Below are 18,440 nucleotides of genomic sequence, written 5' to 3'. Positions count from 1 at the left end.
TCATGCCAAAATCATATTTAATTACAGGCGGCGCCGGATTTATCGGCCTTACCTTCACAAAGATGATGCTGAAAGAAACGGACGCGCAGATTACCGTCCTGGATAATCTCACGTATGCAAGCAGGCCGCTTGAAATAGAAGCCTTAAAAAAGAACGGCCGTTTCCGTTTTATCAAAGGTGACATTTCTAAAAAAGAGGACATTGACAAAGTCTTTTCCCACATGTATGACGCTGTCATTCATTTTGCGGCTGAATCCCATGTGGACAGAAGCATAAATCAGGCAGAGCCGTTCATCACAACAAATGTGATGGGCACATACCGACTGGCGGACGCGGTGTTGCAGGGAAAAGCCGGCAGACTGATTCACATTTCCACAGATGAGGTGTACGGAGATTTGGCGCCGGATGATCCCGCTTTTACAGAGACGACGCCGCTTTCTCCGAACAATCCGTATTCCGCCAGCAAGGCAAGCTCAGACCTGCTCGTCATGTCTTATGTGAAAACTCATAAGCTTCCAGCCATCATTACAAGATGCAGCAACAATTACGGGCCGTACCAGCATCACGAGAAAATGATTCCGACCATTATCAGGCATGCCGTAAACGGCACGCCGGTTCCGCTGTACGGCGACGGATTGCAGATCAGAGACTGGCTGTTTGCCGAAGACCATTGCCGCGCCATTAAGCTCGTCCTGGAAAAAGGAACACTCGGTGACATTTACAATATCGGCGGAGGAAATGAACGGACGAATAAAGAGCTTGCGTCATTTATCATGAAGGAGCTCGGTGTCGAGGAACGGTTTGCTCATGTCGAAGACAGAAAAGGGCATGACCGCCGCTACGCCATCAATGCTTCAAAGCTGAAAAATGAGCTGGGATGGCGGCAGGACGTCACATTTGAAGAAGGAATGAGAAGAACCATTCGCTGGTATACAGACAGCCAAGACTAATCGGAAAGAAGGGGATCCGATTGACGAAGGTATTAGTAACCGGAGCGGCCGGCCAGCTGGGGCGGGAGTTATGCCGCCAGCTGAAGCGGGAAGGGTATGAAGTGATCGCCTTGACAAAAGCGATGATGAACATATCCGACCAGCGTTCGGTGCGGCACTCGTTCAGCCATTACAAGCCGGATATCGTCGTCAATACGGCGGCATACACCTCCGTTGACAAATGTGAAACGGAGCTCGACAAAGCGTATTTAATAAACGGAATCGGCGCTTATTATGCCGCGCTTGAGGCTGAAAACACCGGCGCGAAATTCATTCACATCAGCACCGATTACGTCTTCAGCGGCAAAGGAACACGGCCATACCAGACCGACGATCCCGCAGATCCGGGCACGATTTACGGAAAAAGCAAAAAACTCGGCGAAGAACTGATCCGGTTAACGGGAAAAAACCACACCATTATCAGAACATCGTGGGTGTACGGCAGCGGCGGGCACAACTTTGTCAATACGATGCTGAAACTTGCGGATACACATGATCAGGTGCGTGTCGTTAACGATCAAGTCGGCGCACCGACGTACACAAAGGATTTAGCCGAAACGGTGATCGGTCTGTTTGACAGGCCGCCGGGCTTATATCACGCCGCAAACAGCGGAGTGTGCAGCTGGTATGAATTTGCCAAGGCTATTTTTGAAGAAAGCGGCAGAACCGCCGCCGTGCTGCCCGTCACGACGGAGGAATACGGAAATGAGACGCCGCGCCCCGCTTATTCGGTGTTGAGTCTTGAGTCGATTGAACGGCAGGGGCTCGGCATGAGGCATTGGCGGGAAGCGCTGCATGATTATTTACAAAGGGAGGGACAGTGCAAGTGATCGAAGGCGTAAAAATCAAAAAGCTGATCAAACACAGCGATGACCGGGGTTTTTTCTCAGAACTCGTCCGTGACGATGAACATCTCTTAGAGCGTTTCGGGCAGGCTTCCTGGTCCAAAAGCTATCCCGGCGTCATTAAAGCATTTCACTATCATGAGAAACAGGATGACCTGTGGTTTTTTCCGACGGGTTACGCCCAGGTCGTGCTCCATGACCTTCGCGAAGAGTCGGCAACCAAGGGAGAAACGGATGTCTACTACATGGGAGAAGACAATCCGATGCTCCTTCTCATTCCCAAAGGCGTCGCACACGGGTACAGAGTGCTGGGCGAAACCCCGCTGACCATTATTTATTTCACGACGATGTCCTACAATCCGGATCAGCCTGACGAAAAAAGAATTCCGTGGAATGATGACACCATCGGATTTGACTGGCAGACGGCTCACCGGTAGCGCACAAGACGAAGACAGCGGATGTCTTCGTTTTTTTGTGCTGATGTTAGCATTTGCTGTGAATGGAGCTAGTGAATAAGATACGACCGTCGACTATCATGATTGCTGGCCTGAAGGACAATTTCATCAAAAATGTCTTGGAAGATGTCGGTTAATCCTTAATGGAACCAAAAATTAAAAGATTCTTATTTTCTTCTCCTATGAAGAACATACATCCTAAAAAACAATAAATGATTTATAGAATGGGGATAGGATTAGGATTTAATTAGAAAAATCTTAAGAAAAAAGTAATATTTGCTTAAGGGAAAAGAGAACTTTCCTTTATATAGTAGGAGTATATATGGAAAGGGGAAAGCGAATGACATACATCTTAAAAACGAGTCAGCTTACAAAAACATTTAAAGGAAAAGAAGTTGTTTCCGGGGTTAATATGCACGTGAAAAAAGGGGAGATTTATGGATTCTTGGGTCCCAATGGTGCAGGTAAAACAACCATTATGAAAATGATTACCAATTTAATCAAGCCAACAAGTGGGGAAATAGAAATTTTCGGTGAGAAATTAACAGATACGTCATTTGAAGTTTTAAAACGAATGGGCACCATTATTGAATATCCCATTTTCTATGACAACCTCACTGCTAAAGAAAATTTAGATTTCCATTGTGAATATATGGGCTATTACGATAAAAAATCCATTGACCACGCTATCGAGCTTGTAAAGTTACATAATATTGATAATAAAAAAGTGAAAGAGTTTTCTTTAGGAATGAAACAAAGGTTAGGAATAGCCAGAGCTATTTCTACAAGACCAGAACTTCTCATTTTAGACGAGCCGATTAACTGTCTGGATCCAATAGGTATAAAAGAGTTGAGGGATCTCTTTAAGTTACTTTGCAGAGAATATGGAATTACATTATTAGTCTCCAGTCACATTTTAGCCGAAATGGAACAAATGTCAGATACTGTTGGTATCATACAGAATGGCAAGTTAATAAAAGAAGTTTCTATGAAGAGTATAAACGGAAAACAAACAGAGTATGTGGAGGTAAAAGTCCAAAATATAAAAAAAGCGTTATATATTTTAGAGCAAAATCTGGGGATAAGAAATTTTAAAATGATTGACCAGCAATTAATTCGTATCTATGAAACAGCAGTTACACAACAAGAAATCTCTAAAGCACTTATTCTGAATGACATTGGTATAGAAAGTATAAATAAAAAACACAGTTCTTTAGAAGAATACTTCTTAAATTCTATGAATGGGGAGGGAATACACACTAGATAGATTGCCTGTCTGTGTTATGCACCTATTTGCATTGTCTTAAATTCTTCTGCTGGAGGCTATTAGCATGTTAAAACTTATGAAATTAGAGTACAAAAAACATCACTTATCACAGTATTTTAAATGGGTGGCACTTTGGATATTCATCATCTTTGCCTTAGTGGCTCTTATGGGATGGGAATCTAAAAATGAAAATGAACTTATGTTTCGTGATTATGCAGATTTTATATCTCTAACTAATATTTTAATTAGAATTGTGTTTATTTGTTTTTCTGCTGTGATTTTATCCCGTTTAGTTATTGATGAATATAAAAATAAAACAATACAATTGCTGTTTACTTATCCTTTACAAAGAAAAAAATTAATGCAAGCTAAACTATCTATTGTCTTCCTATTCTGCTTTGTAAGTATTGTTATTGCTACGTTTGTTATTAACTTGTTAATTCTCTTCGTGAGTCCGCACTTATATTTATTCGAGAAGCCTGTTGAAATGAGTGAAGTTATTTCCGCTATGCCATCGTCTCTTCTCACCGCTTTTATGATGGGAGGAGTGAGTCTGATTCCTTTATTTTTCGGCATGAGAAAAAAATCAACTTCTGCTACAATCACTTGGGCTGTCATAATCGGGGTCTTTATCAATGCAACAGTTTCCGACGGAGAAGAAACAGTCAGTTTAAGTCAATTTATTATCATTCCAATTATACTTTGTTTATTTGGTTTTTTAGTCGGTTATCTTTCTTACCGTAAGGTGGATCAGAAAGATTTATTGTAGATAAAAGGAGAAATTATACAATGAAGAAGATTATAGCATCATGTGCAGTGTTAATCGTAATCGGCGGAATTGTTTTAATCCTTGATAAGACAGATACAAAAAACTTTAAAAAGAACGTGTCCTACAATGTTGAAAAAATTGATACTTTAAAAGTATATACTGACTCATGGGATGTGAAGTTTAAAAAGAGTAATTCAAATAAGGCAACAATATCTGCTGAGGGGAAACAGAAAGATAAGGCTCTAGTTACATTTCAAGAAAATGGGAGAGATTTGGTCGTTAGTCAAAAAGAACAAAAGAATGGCGGCTTTTTGGATGGATTTACTTTTGGGAAGCAGGGCGGCACAATCTATATTAATGTTCCCAATTCAGGTATGAACAATATTGAAATAACCAATAAAGATGGGAATATACAATTAAGTGAAATTTCAGCTGAACATATTGTCGTTGATAATCATTCCGGTGATGAAAAAATCAATAATGTTTCGGCTCATACTGGAAAGTTTTCATCCAGGGATGGGGCGTTAAGCGTTGAAAATAGTTCTTTTGAGAAATTAAATATAACATCTGCAAGCGGCGATAACGAGATGAAGGAAATACATAGTTCCAATGTAAAGGTTACTTCTAAAGATGGAGCGGTTTCAATCAAGGACATAACAGAAGGAACATCTTTATCAGTAAATACGAAATCAGGAGATATAGGTGTATCTTATAAAAAAGCGCCAACTTCACTTGCTGTTTTTGCTCAGAGTAATTCTGATGTAACGTTTGATCTAGATGGGCTTAATAAGAGCCATGATGGCGTAAAACTGAAAAAAGGTGAAATTGGCGCAGGAAGTAATAAAGTGAGTCTATCTAGTGAAGATGGTTCGATAAAGGTGAGATAAAAAGAGAAAAACACAAGACAACAATTCCCGCTATTGAAGAATGGTTGTCTTATTTGTTTGTATTTAAAATGTTTTGGAATATTTATCTCCTTTTGTATAAAAAATAATTATAATGAGATTAATTATCTGTATAATGATTGAAATAAACAGTGAATTAAGAATATCAGTTTTATATTTAAGGAGCGGAAAGCTTGGGTTACAAAATATTAATTGTAGAAGACGACCAATTCATAAGCGATATGGTAAGCGAAAGCTTAACGAAAGAAGGGTTTGAAGTAACAGCTGCTTTTGATGGTGAAGAAGCTTTAGACATATTGAACACCCAAAAGTTTGAGGTTATATTGTTGGATTTAATGCTTCCGAAGATAGATGGGATGGAATGTTTAAGAATGATTCGTTCCAAAAGTATGGTTCCCGTTCTTATCATGTCTGCAAAAGATGAAGATGTAGATAAGGCACTTGGTCTCGGCCTCGGGGCTGATGATTATATTTCTAAACCTTTTTCTATGCTGGAGGTAATAGCCAGAATTAAAGCAACCATTAGAAGAGAAAGACACTATAAGAGCTCCCTGTCTTCAAAGGAAGAAAAAATCATTAAAATAGGTGATTTAAGTGTTGACCTGCATGGCTTTTCTGTTAAAAAATTCAATGAAAAGATTAATCTCACGGCAAAAGAATTTAATATTTTAAAACTCTTTATTTCTAATCCTTCACAAGTATATACTAAGTCTCAACTTTATAAATCCGTATGGGAAGATGAGTATCATGGAGATGAGAATGTAATTAATGTTCATATTAGACGGCTCAGAGAGAAAATTGAGGACGATCCATCTCATCCAATGTACATAAAAACTTTGTGGGGAATCGGTTATAAGTTGGGAGATTTTTAAATTGTTTTATATGTTGGTTATTTTATTCATATGCTCTGCAGCAGTAAATATATTTCTTTTCCGAAGCCGATTAAATCTAAGAACTGAGATTAAATATATAAGAAATAAACTTCGAAAAGTTGTTAATGAAGAGACAGGCGAAAGATTATTGCTTAACACGGAAGATAAATATATAAAATCCTTGTTAATTCAAATAAACCGTCTTTTAGACCATAATCAAAAGATCAAAGGGAACTACAATAGTATTGAACTGTCCATGCGAAAAATGTTATCAAATATTTCACACGATTTAAAGACGCCTTTAACAGTTATACTAGGTTATATTGAAATGATAAATAACGATAAAAGTCTGACTTCGGAAAAGGTTATGAGTTTACTAAAAACAGTTAATTTAAAAACGGTCGAGGTATTAGCGTTAATAAACCGTTTTTTTGAACTTGTAAAATTAGAGTCAGGAGATAAAAAATTAAATTCTTCACGAATTGACATATGTGAAGTCAGCCGAAAAATAATTTTGGATTACTACGAAATTTTAATCAGCAAAGAATTTGAAGTAGTGATTGATATACCCGATGATTCTGTCTTTGTTAGCGGAGATGAAGATGCAATTGAGAGGGTTCTGAATAATTTAATTACGAATGCAATTCAATATGGTTCCGATGGTAAGATGGTGGGTTTAAAGATCAGAATAACTGATAATGATGTTTTTGTAGAAATATCAGATAAAGGAAAAGGAATAAATGAAATGCATAAAGACCGTGTCTTTGAACGAATGTACACATTGGAGGACTCGAGAAATACCAATTATCAGGGAAGCGGATTGGGGCTGACGATTACTAAGAGATTAGTAGAGCAAATGGAAGGAAGTATATCTCTAAATAGTGTCCCCTTCAAAGAAACAACGTTTTCTGTACGTTTAAGACGTATTAAATTTTAATAAATGCAGTAAGGTTTCTTCTGTATACGTCTTCAAATCCCCTTTCTCTTTAATCTGAGAGGCTGACAACAGCCTCTTTTTTTACACACAAAAACCTGGCATGAATCTTGCATATAAAAAGGGGCGTAACGACAATGTGAAAGGGATTGATGGGTTTTGGTGTAAAAGCGCTTACATTTCGTTCTGCCGGTAATTGAAGCTTACACGTAAAATACGATGAGGTGATAAAACATGTCAGCCAACCCGCTTTCTAAAAGCAATCAGAAAGATGAAGAAAAAGAAGTTCTTAATTTGTTCTTGTCCACACAATCGATCATAAAAGAAGCCCTGCGCAAACTGGGCTATCCTGACAATATGTATGAACTGATGAAAGAGCCGATGCGGCTTTTGACCGTACGCATCCCCGTCAAAATGGACAATGGCTCAGTACAGGTTTTCACGGGCTACCGCTCACAGCATAATGACGCAGTCGGCCCGACAAAAGGGGGCGTGCGGTTTCATCCGGAAGTCAGTGAAGAAGAGGTTAAGGCGCTTTCCATCTGGATGACTTTAAAATGCGGCATCACAAATCTTCCTTACGGGGGCGGAAAAGGCGGCATCATCTGTGATCCGCGGACGATGTCATTCGGAGAGCTGGAACGGCTGAGCCGCGGATATGTGCGCGCGATCAGCCAGATCGTCGGCCCGACAAAGGATATTCCGGCTCCCGACGTATATACCAACTCGCAGATTATGGCATGGATGATGGACGAATACAGCCGCCTGAGAGAATTTGATTCACCGGGATTCATTACGGGCAAACCGATTGTTCTCGGCGGTTCACAGGGGCGGGAGACGGCGACCGCGCAAGGTGTCACGATTTGTATTGAGGAAGCCGTTAAGAAAAAAGGGATTCCGTTGGAAAATGCGCGGATCATCATTCAGGGGTTCGGAAACGCGGGGAGCTTTCTCGCTAAATTTATGCATGACGCCGGCGCCAAGGTGATCGGCATCTCAGACGCCCACGGGGCTTTGTATGACCCTGACGGCCTTGACATTGATTACCTGCTGGATAAGCGGGACAGCTTCGGCACGGTGACGAATCTCTTCTCTGATGTCATAACGAACCGGGAGCTGCTGGAAAAGGACTGTGATATTCTCGTGCCTGCCGCAATCTCCAATCAGATAACGGCTGAAAACGCCCATCACATTAAAGCCTCAATCATTGTGGAGGCGGCGAACGGCCCGACAACGATAGACGCCACGAAAATCCTGAATGAAAGAGGCGTGCTTCTCGTGCCGGACATTTTGGCAAGCGCCGGCGGCGTGACGGTGTCTTATTTTGAATGGGTGCAAAATAATCAAGGCTTTTACTGGTCTGAGGAAGAAGTCGCCGGAAAACTGCGCAGCGTCATGGTGAATTCGTTTGAATCCATTTATCAGACAGCGCATACCCACAAAGTGGATATGCGTTTGGCCGCCTATATGACGGGCATCAGAAAGTCGGCTGAAGCGGCCCGGTTCCGCGGCTGGGTATAAGTGTTATCCGCAAAGAGATTTTGCATCAGTTATATAGCGGATCGCAAAATTTCTTTGCGTTTTCAGATTGCAGCTGACAGGTTCGGACAAGCTTCGTCCGCTTTCGGCAAAGATTTTCCTATTTTTATCACAAATTGCTATGCTGGTATGCTTCTTGCATCTTCATTAAGCGTGAGCACACATTACAAAATACGGGGAGGAATTCTAATGACAGTTTCATACGCACACGAACCATTTACAAATTTTCAGGAAGAGACAAATAAACAATCGTTTCAGGAAGCGCTGGCTTATGTGAATTCACAGCTCGGCAAGCATTATCCGCTTATCATCAACGGTGAAGCGATTGAAACGGATAAAAAGATCATTTCCGTCAATCCGGCAGATAAAAAAGAAGTGATCGGTTCTGTATCGGCCGCCGGAAAAGAACTTGCGGAAAAGGCCATGCAGGCTGCGCTGCAGGCATTTCAAACATGGAAAAAAGTACGGCCGGAACACCGCGCGAATGTGCTGTTTAAAGCGGCGGCGATCATCCGCAGAAGAAAGCACGAATTCTCCGCGTATCTAGTGAAAGAAGCGGGAAAACCGTGGAAGGAAGCGGATGCTGATACGGCGGAAGCGATCGACTTTTTAGAGTATTATGCCCGTCAGATGCTGAAACTGAAAGACGGTTCTCCTGTAAAGAGCCGTGACGGAGAATATAATCAGTATCACTATGAGCCGCTTGGGGTGGGAATCGTCATTTCTCCATTCAACTTCCCGCTTGCGATCATGGCGGGAACGGCGGCGGCAGCCATCGTAACAGGCAACACGATACTGCTGAAACCGGCGGATGCGGCGCCTGTCGTGGCGGCGAAATTTGTTGAAGTGATGAAAGAAGCGGGCCTGCCGGACGGCGTGCTCCAATTCATACCGGGCGACGGAGGAGAAATCGGCGACTATCTGGTTGAGCATCCGAAGACGAGATTTGTGTCGTTTACAGGCTCCCGCGCGGTCGGATGCCGCATCTATGAACGCGCCGCAAAAGTACAGCCGGGCCAAAAGTGGCTGAAACGGGTCATTGCCGAAATGGGAGGGAAAGATACGGTGCTTGTAGACAGAGATGCTGATCTTGATCTTGCCGCTTCCTCAATCGTGTATTCCGCCTTCGGATTCTCAGGCCAAAAATGTTCAGCCGGTTCGCGTGCGGTCATTCATCAGGACGTCTATGATGAAGTTGTTGAAAAAGCCGTCGCTTTAACAAAATCACTCACCGTCGGAAGTCCGGAAGATTTTGATACATACATGGGGCCAGTCATCCACGAAGCATCTTATAATAAAGTCATGAGGTATATCGAAATCGGCAAAACAGAAGGAAAACTCCTGACGGGAGGCGAAGGTGATGATTCAAAAGGATACTTTATTCAGCCGACCATTTTTGCGGATGTTGATGAAAACGCCCGCCTGATGCAGGAGGAAATTTTCGGGCCGGTCGTCGCGATCTCAAAAGCCCGTGATTTCGACCATATGCTTGAGATTGCCAATAATACCGATTACGGACTGACGGGCGCTCTGTTATCGAAAACCCGCGCGCACATTGAACGCGCCCGCGAAGATTTTCACGTCGGGAATCTATACTTCAACCGCGGATGTACGGGAGCGATTGTCGGATACCAGCCGTTCGGCGGCTTCAATATGTCAGGAACCGATTCAAAAGCCGGAGGACCTGACTATCTGATTCTTCATATGCAGGCAAAAACAACGTCTGAAGCCTATTAATCTTTCGGAAATAGCGCGATGAAAAAGAGAGTCGCGCTATTTTCTCTATATTAGGGTAAGGAGGATGGAACATGTATCAGCAGCTCAGCAAAATGCTTCCGGAGGAGAAAATAGAAGCCATTACAAAATCACTGGTAGCGTTAAACAGCATCAACGGCACATTGGGAGAAGGAAAAAAAGCCGACTATATCAAAGATATGATCAAGAGCTTTCCCTACTTTCAGGAGAACCCGTCACATGTGTGGGAGCAGGCGATTCCTGAGGACCCTTACGGCCGCAAAAATATTTTCGCATTTATTGAGGGAAACGGCGACAGCCTGAATACGGTCATTTATCACGCTCATCTTGATACGGTCGGCATCGAGGATTTCGGCCCTTTAAAAGATATCGCTTTTGATTCCGACCGTCTCGCGGAGTATTTCTCAAACTATGAATTTGATCGTGATGTGCAGCGGGACGCCCGCTCAGGCGAGTGGATGTTCGGAAGGGGTTCGGTTGATATGCAAAGCGGTATTGCCGTTCATCTCGCCAATCTGCTTCACTTTTCTGAGCGGCGCGATCAGCTGCCGGGCCATATTCTGTTCATGGCAAACCCGGATGAAGAAAGCCAGCATTCCGGCATTTTAACGAGCATTTCTGAATTAAAACGGCTGAAACAAGAAAAGCAGCTTCGTTATTTAGCAGCGATTAATAACGATTTTATCACCCCGCTGTATGAAGGTGACACGACAAGGTACATCTACACGGGCGCGGCAGGGAAGCTTTTGCCTTGCTTTGCGATTTACGGGCGGGAGGTGCATGTCGGAGATACGCTGTCCGGCATCGACCCGAATTTGATCGCGTCAGAAATCACCAGAAGAATTCACAACAATATTCATATGGCGGAAAACATTGAGGGAGAGCTTGTGCTTCCGCCGACCTGCCTCTACCTGCGTGACAACAAGGAAGCGTATAACGTGCAGACCGCCGTCAGCAGCTATGTCTATTTTAATTATTTTATTTACGAGAAAACCGCCAAAGAAGTCATGGATCAGCTGACTGCGGTGGCTGACGAAGCCTGCAAAGAGACAGAACGAAAATCATCTGATTATTACGACGAATACTGTGAGAGAACGAGCCTGCCGAAAAAAGAGATGTCATGGAACGTTCAAGTGTACAGTCTGGAAGATTATCTGAAAAGGCTGAGAAGCCGCGGGATAGACCCGGCGCAGTGTATCGAGCAGGCATTTAAAACATATGAACATCTTGAACTGCGGATGAGATGCTTTAAAGCCGTCGAGGAACTGCAAAAACTCGATCCTGAGCAGGGAGCCAAGGTCATTATTTTCTATGCGCCGCCTTACCTTCCGCACAATTATCTGAAGGAAGAGAGCACACGGGACCGGCTTTTGCAGCATGTCATTCAAGAAGCCGTCGATAAAACAGCGGCATCAACCGGAGAAACATTCGTCTTTAAAAAGTTTTTCCCTTATTTAGCGGACGGAAGCTTTTTATCGCTGCATGAAACAGACGAGGAGGTCTCCGCCTTTACCGATAATTTTCCGGGCTGGGATGTCATCGGGACGATTCCTTTTAAAGAAATCAGGGAATTGAATATTCCGTCGGTCAATATAGGGGTATACGGAAAGGACGGCCATAAATGGACGGAACGCGTGTACAAGCCGTACACATTCCATGTGCTGCCGGAGCTCATTCAGCAGACGACAATGCACCTTTTGCACAGCTACCGATTAGACATACGCACAAATGGCTGACATAACGGAATAAGGGGGATGTATATGCAGGGAGATACCAATCAAACTGAATTGCAGCGCACGATGAAGGGCCGGCATTTGTTTATGATCGCCCTCGGCGGCGTGATCGGGACGGGGCTTTTTCTGGGCTCCGGTTTTACGATCAGTGAAGCGGGACCGATCGGCGCGATATTGGCTTATGTGATCGGCGGATTTTTAATGTATCTGGTGATGCTTTGTTTGGGGGAGCTCGCGGTCGCCATGCCGGTCGCAGGATCATTTCAGGCGTATGCCGCAAAGTTTCTCGGGCCGTCGACGGGTTTTACGATCGGATGGATGTACGCATTCAGCTGGGCCAATACAGTGGGGCTTGAACTGACGTCGGCGGGGATTTTAATGCAGCGGTGGTTTCCGGCCGTTCCGATTTGGGTGTGGTGCCTTGTATTCGGCGTCGTCATTTTTTCCATTAACGCGCTGTCTGCGCGGAGTTTTGCGGAAATGGAATTTTGGTTTTCCAGCATTAAGGTCATGGCCATTGTATTGTTTATTATTCTCGGCTGCGCTGCGGTATTCGGCTTTGTCGGTTTTAACGGCGGGCAGACGGCTCCGTATCTGTCAAACTTTACGACGGACAAAGGGCTTTTCCCGAACGGCGCCCAAGCCGTGCTGTTTACCCTTGTCATGGTGAATTTTTCATTCCAGGGCACCGAACTGGTCGGAATCGCCTCGGGAGAAAGCGAAAATCCGGAAAAGACGCTTCCCCGCTCCATCCGAAACGTCATATGGCGGACGCTGTTTTTCTTCGTGCTGGCGATGTTTGTTCTCGTGTCCATTTTGCCGTACCAAACGGCAGGCGTCATCGAAAGTCCGTTTGTGGCTGTGCTGGATAAAATCGGCGTTCCCTATGCGGCTGATATCATGAACTTTGTCATTCTGACCGCCATGCTGTCGGTGGCGAATTCCGGGCTGTACGCTTCGTCCAGAATGATGTGGTCCCTGTCAAAAACTAAGATGGGCCCCGCTTCCTTAACGAAACTGACGAAAAAAGGCGTGCCTCTGAAAGCTCTTTCCATCACCATCGCTATCTCCGGTTTATCCCTGCTGACAAGTGTATTCGCGGCTGAAACGGTGTATGTGTGGCTCATTTCCATCTCCGGTATGATTACCGTCGTCGCGTGGATGTCAATCTGCGCTTCTCAATTCGTTTTCCGGAGACGCTTTCTCGCTGAAGGAGGAAATCTGAAAGACCTGGCATTTAAAACGCCTCTTTATCCGATCGTGCCGATTCTCGGATTTTCGGTTTACGGTCTTATCTTAATCAGTCTCATCTTTATTCCCGACCAGCGTATCGGTCTGTACTGCGGCGTCCCGCTGATGATCATCTGTTACGCGTATTATCACTTCGGTATCAAAAAACGCCTGAAGCGTGAGCCGGCTTCTTCGGAAAAAGGCGCTGCCGGATAAGAAAAAAAGCCCTTCGCTTAAAGCGGCGGGCTTTACTTTGTTTTCCGTTTGGCCGACAGCACATAGGATAGAACGGCACAGAACTCAAAACCGAAAATGCTGACGGCCATCGGCCAGGCATTTTCTTCTCCGGCAATACCGACAAGGGGAGCGGCAGCCGCACCCCCGATAAAGGGCAGGAGTCCGAGAAGAGCCGCAGCGCTTCCCGCGCCTTTCTCCTGTTTCTGCATAGCCAAAGAAAATCCCGTCGTCGTGACGATCCCGACAGAAGAAACAATGATGAATAAAGAAATGCAGACCGCCGTCAGGCCTAAACCAAACGCAAGTGATAAAAGCAAAGCGATGCTTCCGATGACGGCGATCAACAGCCCGGAGACAAACAGCTTCCGTTCATCATGTGTTTTAGCCATCCGTCCGGTGATTTGAGGTGGCGCATATGATTCCCGCACCGTTTACGGCGAACAGCAGGCTGAACATTTGCGCTGATACGCCGTAGATGTTTTGCAGTACAAACGGCGACCCGGCAATGTATGCGAACATGCCGGTCATCACAAATGCCTGGCTGAGCGCAAATCCCATAAACATCCGGTCGCCAAGCAGGCCGCGAAACGTCATCAGCGTCTCCCGGAGTCCGCCGCTTGTCCGCTTTTCCGGCGGGAGTGATTCAGGCAACGCCGTAAGCACGGCGGCAGAAATGATACAGCCGATCACCGCCAGCACGATAAATACGATTTTCCAGCCGGCGAACTGAAGGATAAATCCCCCTGTAATCGGCGCTAAAATCGGCGCCGCCCCATTGACGAGCATCAGTAATGAGAAAAAAGCTGTCAATTCTTTTCCGGAATACATATCGCGTGCGGAAGCCCGTGCGATGACGATTCCGGCCGCCCCGGTGAATCCTTGAATAAACCTCATGACAATTAAAAACGAAACAGAAGGGCTGAAGGCGCATAATAAAGAAGACAGCGTATAAAGCAGCAATGACAGAATCAGCGGCTTCCGGCGCCCGATCATATCACTGAGCGGCCCGACAACGATCTGCCCGACCGCCAGCCCCAAAAGACAGAACGTCAGGCTCAGCTGCTCAAGTGACGCTGTCGTATGAAGATCGGCCGCCACTTCAGGCAAAGCGGGCAGATACATATCGAGCGAAAGCGGCCCGAATGAAGCGAGCGTCCCGAGAATCAGTACCATGCCGAGGCCTGCGCGGGCGGCCTTTGAATCAGCGTTATTCATTCCATGACCCCCACCTTAACAAATGATTCTATCACTATAGCATAACCGGACGGCGTATTTTATATTATTTGTTGAATATAAACTAAATATTTTATTTAAAATCTGAATGTAAATAAAAAATCAGAATTAGTTTTCATATGAAATGTAAAATGAAACATAAGGATGCTAAACTATAAAACAACAAAAAGTAGAAAAGTTTTACGGAAGAGGTGTTCACAGAGCATGAACAGCAAACAAACCGATCACATCGAAACGAAACGCCGATTTCCGATCTGTCTCGCGCTTGCTTTGACATTAGGCGTATTTGCCGCCGGTTCTGAAGAGCTGGTGATTTCTCCGCTGCTTCCGGATTTGGCGCGGGCTTTCAGCTCGGATGTCAGTGTGCTGGCGCTTTCCATCAGTATTTACGGAGTGATGATTTTTATCGGCGCTCCGCTTCTCGTTCCGCTGGGAGATAAATATTCCCGGGAACTCAGCCTGCTGGCGGGGCTGCTTATATTTACGGCCGGCACGGTGATCTGCGCGCTGGCGCACAATCTCTTTTTCTTCTTTCTGGGCAGGGCGCTTTCCGGGCTTGCGGCGGGTGCGTTTGTGCCGACAGCATATGCGGTGGTCGGCGACCGTGTGCCTTATGCGTACCGCGGCAAGGTGATGGGTCTGATCGTGTCAAGCTGGTCGCTCGCTTTGATTTTCGGCGTTCCGATCGGCTCTTTTATCGGCGGTGTTTTGAATTGGCGGTGGACGTTTTGGATTTTCGCCCTGATGTCTGTCCTCGTTGCTTCGCTCATTTTCATTGAGGCGCGCCGCAGTACGGCGGATGGGGATAAAACAGAAGAGGAAAACGGACGGCAGGCAGGCACTTTCCGGGATGCGCTGAAGGTGCCCCGTGTCCCTGTATACCTCACGATCACTTTTTGCAACATGATCGGTTTTTACGGCATGTATTCCTTTCTCGGCACATATCTTCACCGCGTGCTGCCGGGGGGGAATACAGCTTCAGGGCTGCTGATCATGGTGTACGGAATCGGTTTTTCCATGAGCGTGTTCACCGGAAAAATCGCAGATAAGGCGGGGAAAATGCGCTCTTTGATCGCGGCATTGGCCGTGATCAGCATATGGCTTTCCTGTCTCGCCTATGCGCCGTCATCAATGCCGTTTTTGGTCATCGGGTTATTCGTCTGGGGATTGATGCAAAGCCTGACGGTGACCTTGCTCAGCACCATTTTAAGTGATTGCTCACAGAGCCGCCGGGGTAAAATCATGGCATTTTACAGTCTGGCGTCCAATTTGGCCGTGACCTTGGGTTCGGCTGTCATGGGTCCGGTCTACGTCGGATACGGATATGCAGCTGTCGGATTTATCTGTGCGGCCGTCACCCTCATCGGCTTTGTCCTCAGCGTTTTCGCATACAGAAGGTATGGAAAATATGAGCATCGGACCGACCAATCATTGTATCGGTAAAATAAAGTTTCTATAATTTTGTAAATGTTAATTTTTAGCACCCTATTTCATAGGGTGTTTTCTAATATATAGGAATAATTATCAATATTTTCAAATAATATTGACAGCTTGAACGTCTATGGATAATATTTACTTAAAATTTAACAGATTGGTTGGTGCTCATGATTATATTGGATAATAGCATTCAAACGAAAAGCAAGGCTTATTCAATATCTAAACTGATTACGATCAACACGCTCGGTCCTGAAGGGACAAGCAGTGAGTACGCAGCAAAAAACTTCATCACCAATTTTACCCTTCTCCAAGGGGTGAACAGTAAATTATCACTGCATGATACATTTGAATCGTGCATTGAAAAAACGCTTCAAAGTCCGCTGGAATACACAATTGTGCCTCACGCGTATGACGGCATTAAGCACTTCTACATGAGACCGGATCTGCAGCTTCTGCAAATTTTCAGGTGCGACACCCCGATGTACGGCCTGGCTGTCCGGCCCGGTTTTGAATATACGGATGACATGCTTGATAAGGCTGTCATCGTATCCCACCCGTCTCCTATCAATTTGATTAAGTATTTTACCCGTAAAGATGTCACGTTTGATCTGGTGAACTCAACGAGCGCAGCCGCGAAAAGAGTGAAGGACGGTTTGTCCGACATCGCGCTGACAAATGAGCTGGCCAGACAAAAGTACGGCCTTCACTTTGTCAAAACATTTAAAAGCATTCCCATGAGCTGGTCATTATTCGGAAAAGGAGAGATTCATGATGAAAACTGAACAAGATTTGCAGGAACTTTATTTCCCGACGCCTAAATTAATAGAATGGGATAACGGAGTAAGACAATATTCGTCCGTCAGAGGCGATACGGAAGTTCTGCTTTCTTACGTTCCGCCGCATACAAACGTGGAACCGCATCAGCATAAGGAAGTCCAAATCGGCCTTGTCGTTTCCGGCGAGCTGTCCATGACTGTCGGAGATGTCACAAGAAAGATGACCGCGCTGGAATCAGCCTATATCGCGCCTCCTAACGTGCCTCACGGCGCAAGAAATGAGACGGATCAAGAAGTGATCGCCATTGATATTAAACGCCTGAAAGCCGGTGAAACCTACACAAGCCCCGAGGACTATTTTTTGAATATTTTTAAAACGAGAGACTTATTGCCTGGGATGGAAGTCACGTTCTTCGTGGAAGACTGGGTGGAAATCATGCTTGCCAACATTCCGGGCAATGGAGGAGAAATGCCGTTTCATAAACACCGCAATGAACAGATCGGCATCTGCATCGGCGGCGGCTATGATATGACCATTGAAGGCTGCAAAGTGGATATGACATTCGGCACAGCTTATTTCTGCGATCCGAGAGAAGATCACGGCGCCATCAACAGATTTGAAAAAGATTCAAAATCAGTCAATATCTTTTTCCCTCCGCGCTATAACAGAGCAAAAGCGAAAAAATTAGAGGCGAAAGAGTCATGAACCTGACGGATAAAACCGTCCTCATCACAGGGGGCGCATCAGGCATCGGTTATGCCGCGGTTCAGGCGTTTCTGAATCAGCAGGCGAATGTGGTCGTCGCGGATATTGATGAGGCGCAGGGAGAAGCGATGATCAGGAAAGAAAACAATGACAGGCTGCATTTTGTGCAGACGGATATTACAGATGAACCGGCATGTCAAAACGCCATCCGGTCAGCGGTAGACAAGTTCGGCGGATTGGATGTGTTAATCAATAACGCCGGCATCGAAATTGTCGCGCCGATTCATGAGATGGAGCTGAGCGATTGGAACAAGGTGCTCAACGTCAATCTGACGGGCATGTTTCTTATGAGCAAGCACGCGCTCAAGTATATGCTCAAAAGCGGCAAGGGCAATATCATTAACACGTGCTCCGTCGGAGGAGTCGTTGCATGGCCCGACATTCCCGCATATAACGCCTCTAAAGGCGGCGTATTGCAGCTGACGCGTTCGATGGCCGTCGATTACGCCAAACACAACATCCGCGTCAATTGCGTGTGCCCGGGAATCATTGACACACCTTTGAATGAAAAGTCGTTCCTTGAAAACAACGAAGGCACGCTTGAAGAAATCAAAAAAGAAAAAGCGAAAGTCAATCCGCTGCTGAGACTCGGCAAGCCTGAAGAAATAGCGAACGTCATGCTGTTTCTCGCGTCGGATTTATCAAGCTATATGACCGGAAGCGCGATCACCGCAGACGGTGGATACACCGCACAATAG

At 45.2% G+C, this 18,440-nt stretch carries 16 protein-coding genes and 1 pseudogene; 16 read left to right on the top strand and 1 reads right to left on the bottom strand.

Translation table 11 applies throughout. The features are described 5' to 3' along the window. Positions 1-2: 2 nt before the first annotated feature. The 12 genes from rfbB (at position 3) to U2H13_RS18530 (ending at position 13,509) form a co-directional block, all read left to right on the top strand. Entirely contained in the window at positions 3-950 is a 948-nt protein-coding gene (gene rfbB, locus U2H13_RS18585; RefSeq protein ID WP_021494763.1) for a dTDP-glucose 4,6-dehydratase, read from the top strand. Between the two features lie 20 nt (positions 951-970). Next, positions 971-1,819: a dTDP-4-dehydrorhamnose reductase gene (gene rfbD / locus U2H13_RS18580; RefSeq protein WP_015418465.1), complete on the top strand. Its 849-nt coding sequence runs from the start codon at positions 971-973 to the stop codon at positions 1,817-1,819. Next, positions 1,816-2,271: a dTDP-4-dehydrorhamnose 3,5-epimerase family protein gene (locus U2H13_RS18575; protein WP_154817809.1), complete on the top strand. Its 456-nt coding sequence runs from the start codon at positions 1,816-1,818 to the stop codon at positions 2,269-2,271. Before rfbD ends, U2H13_RS18575 begins: the two co-directional genes overlap by 4 nt. Positions 2,272-2,629: 358 nt before the next feature. After that, complete coding sequence (locus tag U2H13_RS18570; protein WP_121984322.1) at positions 2,630-3,556, top strand: ABC transporter ATP-binding protein; 927 nt, start codon at positions 2,630-2,632, stop codon at positions 3,554-3,556. A 64-nt stretch (positions 3,557-3,620) separates the two neighbouring features. Then, complete coding sequence (locus tag U2H13_RS18565) at positions 3,621-4,325, top strand: ABC transporter permease (protein WP_014419160.1); 705 nt, start codon at positions 3,621-3,623, stop codon at positions 4,323-4,325. 20 nt (positions 4,326-4,345) lie between these two features. Continuing rightward, positions 4,346-5,212, top strand: coding sequence for a DUF4097 family beta strand repeat-containing protein (locus U2H13_RS18560; RefSeq protein WP_376700574.1), 867 nt, complete (start codon positions 4,346-4,348; stop codon positions 5,210-5,212). Between the two features lie 191 nt (positions 5,213-5,403). Next, on the top strand, positions 5,404-6,102 hold the full coding sequence (locus U2H13_RS18555; RefSeq protein ID WP_014419158.1) for a response regulator transcription factor: 699 nt from the start codon (positions 5,404-5,406) through the stop codon (positions 6,100-6,102). Between the two features lies 1 nt (position 6,103). Continuing rightward, positions 6,104-7,039 carry a sensor histidine kinase KdpD gene (locus U2H13_RS18550; protein WP_014419157.1) on the top strand — a complete coding sequence of 312 codons (936 nt, stop codon included), beginning with the start codon at positions 6,104-6,106 and terminating at the stop codon, positions 7,037-7,039. 231 nt (positions 7,040-7,270) lie between these two features. Then, positions 7,271-8,557: a Glu/Leu/Phe/Val dehydrogenase gene (locus tag U2H13_RS18545; protein WP_003150991.1), complete on the top strand. Its 1,287-nt coding sequence runs from the start codon at positions 7,271-7,273 to the stop codon at positions 8,555-8,557. 207 nt (positions 8,558-8,764) lie between these two features. Continuing rightward, positions 8,765-10,312, top strand: a complete 1,548-nt coding sequence (gene pruA / locus U2H13_RS18540) for an L-glutamate gamma-semialdehyde dehydrogenase (protein ID WP_071182133.1) — start codon at positions 8,765-8,767, stop codon at positions 10,310-10,312. A 71-nt stretch (positions 10,313-10,383) separates the two neighbouring features. Continuing rightward, positions 10,384-12,066 (top strand): M20 family metallopeptidase, encoded by a 1,683-nt coding sequence (locus U2H13_RS18535; RefSeq protein ID WP_376700573.1) that lies wholly within the window; start codon positions 10,384-10,386, stop codon positions 12,064-12,066. Between the two features lie 24 nt (positions 12,067-12,090). After that, the gene (locus tag U2H13_RS18530; protein WP_012118711.1) at positions 12,091-13,509 is read left to right on the top strand and encodes an amino acid permease; all 1,419 of its coding nucleotides are present in this window, start codon (positions 12,091-12,093) and stop codon (positions 13,507-13,509) included. 32 nt (positions 13,510-13,541) lie between these two features. On the opposite strand, the pseudogene U2H13_RS18525 reads toward U2H13_RS18530, so the two are convergent. Beyond that, positions 13,542-14,745, bottom strand: a pseudogene (locus U2H13_RS18525) (multidrug effflux MFS transporter). Between the two features lie 222 nt (positions 14,746-14,967). Here U2H13_RS18525 and U2H13_RS18520 point away from each other — a divergent pair. The 4 genes from U2H13_RS18520 to bacC all read left to right on the top strand — a co-directional run bounded on the left by U2H13_RS18520 (position 14,968) and on the right by bacC (position 18,440). Beyond that, complete coding sequence (locus U2H13_RS18520; protein WP_021494769.1) at positions 14,968-16,206, top strand: MFS transporter; 1,239 nt, start codon at positions 14,968-14,970, stop codon at positions 16,204-16,206. A gap of 161 nt (positions 16,207-16,367) precedes the next feature. Then, positions 16,368-16,982 (top strand): bacilysin biosynthesis protein BacA, encoded by a 615-nt coding sequence (locus U2H13_RS18515; RefSeq protein WP_017418682.1) that lies wholly within the window; start codon positions 16,368-16,370, stop codon positions 16,980-16,982. Beyond that, positions 16,972-17,682 carry a cupin domain-containing protein gene (locus U2H13_RS18510; protein ID WP_003151000.1) on the top strand — a complete coding sequence of 237 codons (711 nt, stop codon included), beginning with the start codon at positions 16,972-16,974 and terminating at the stop codon, positions 17,680-17,682. The genes U2H13_RS18515 and U2H13_RS18510 overlap by 11 nt, the downstream gene beginning before the upstream one ends. Further along, positions 17,679-18,440, top strand: a complete 762-nt coding sequence (gene bacC, locus U2H13_RS18505) for a dihydroanticapsin 7-dehydrogenase (RefSeq protein ID WP_014419150.1) — start codon at positions 17,679-17,681, stop codon at positions 18,438-18,440. The genes U2H13_RS18510 and bacC overlap by 4 nt, the downstream gene beginning before the upstream one ends.

Source organism: Bacillus sp. A1, assembly GCF_042296235.1.
Classification (GTDB): domain Bacteria; phylum Bacillota; class Bacilli; order Bacillales; family Bacillaceae; genus Bacillus; species Bacillus velezensis.
Note: the sequence above shows the minus strand (reverse complement) of the source record. Positions and strands in the feature narration are given on the sequence as shown.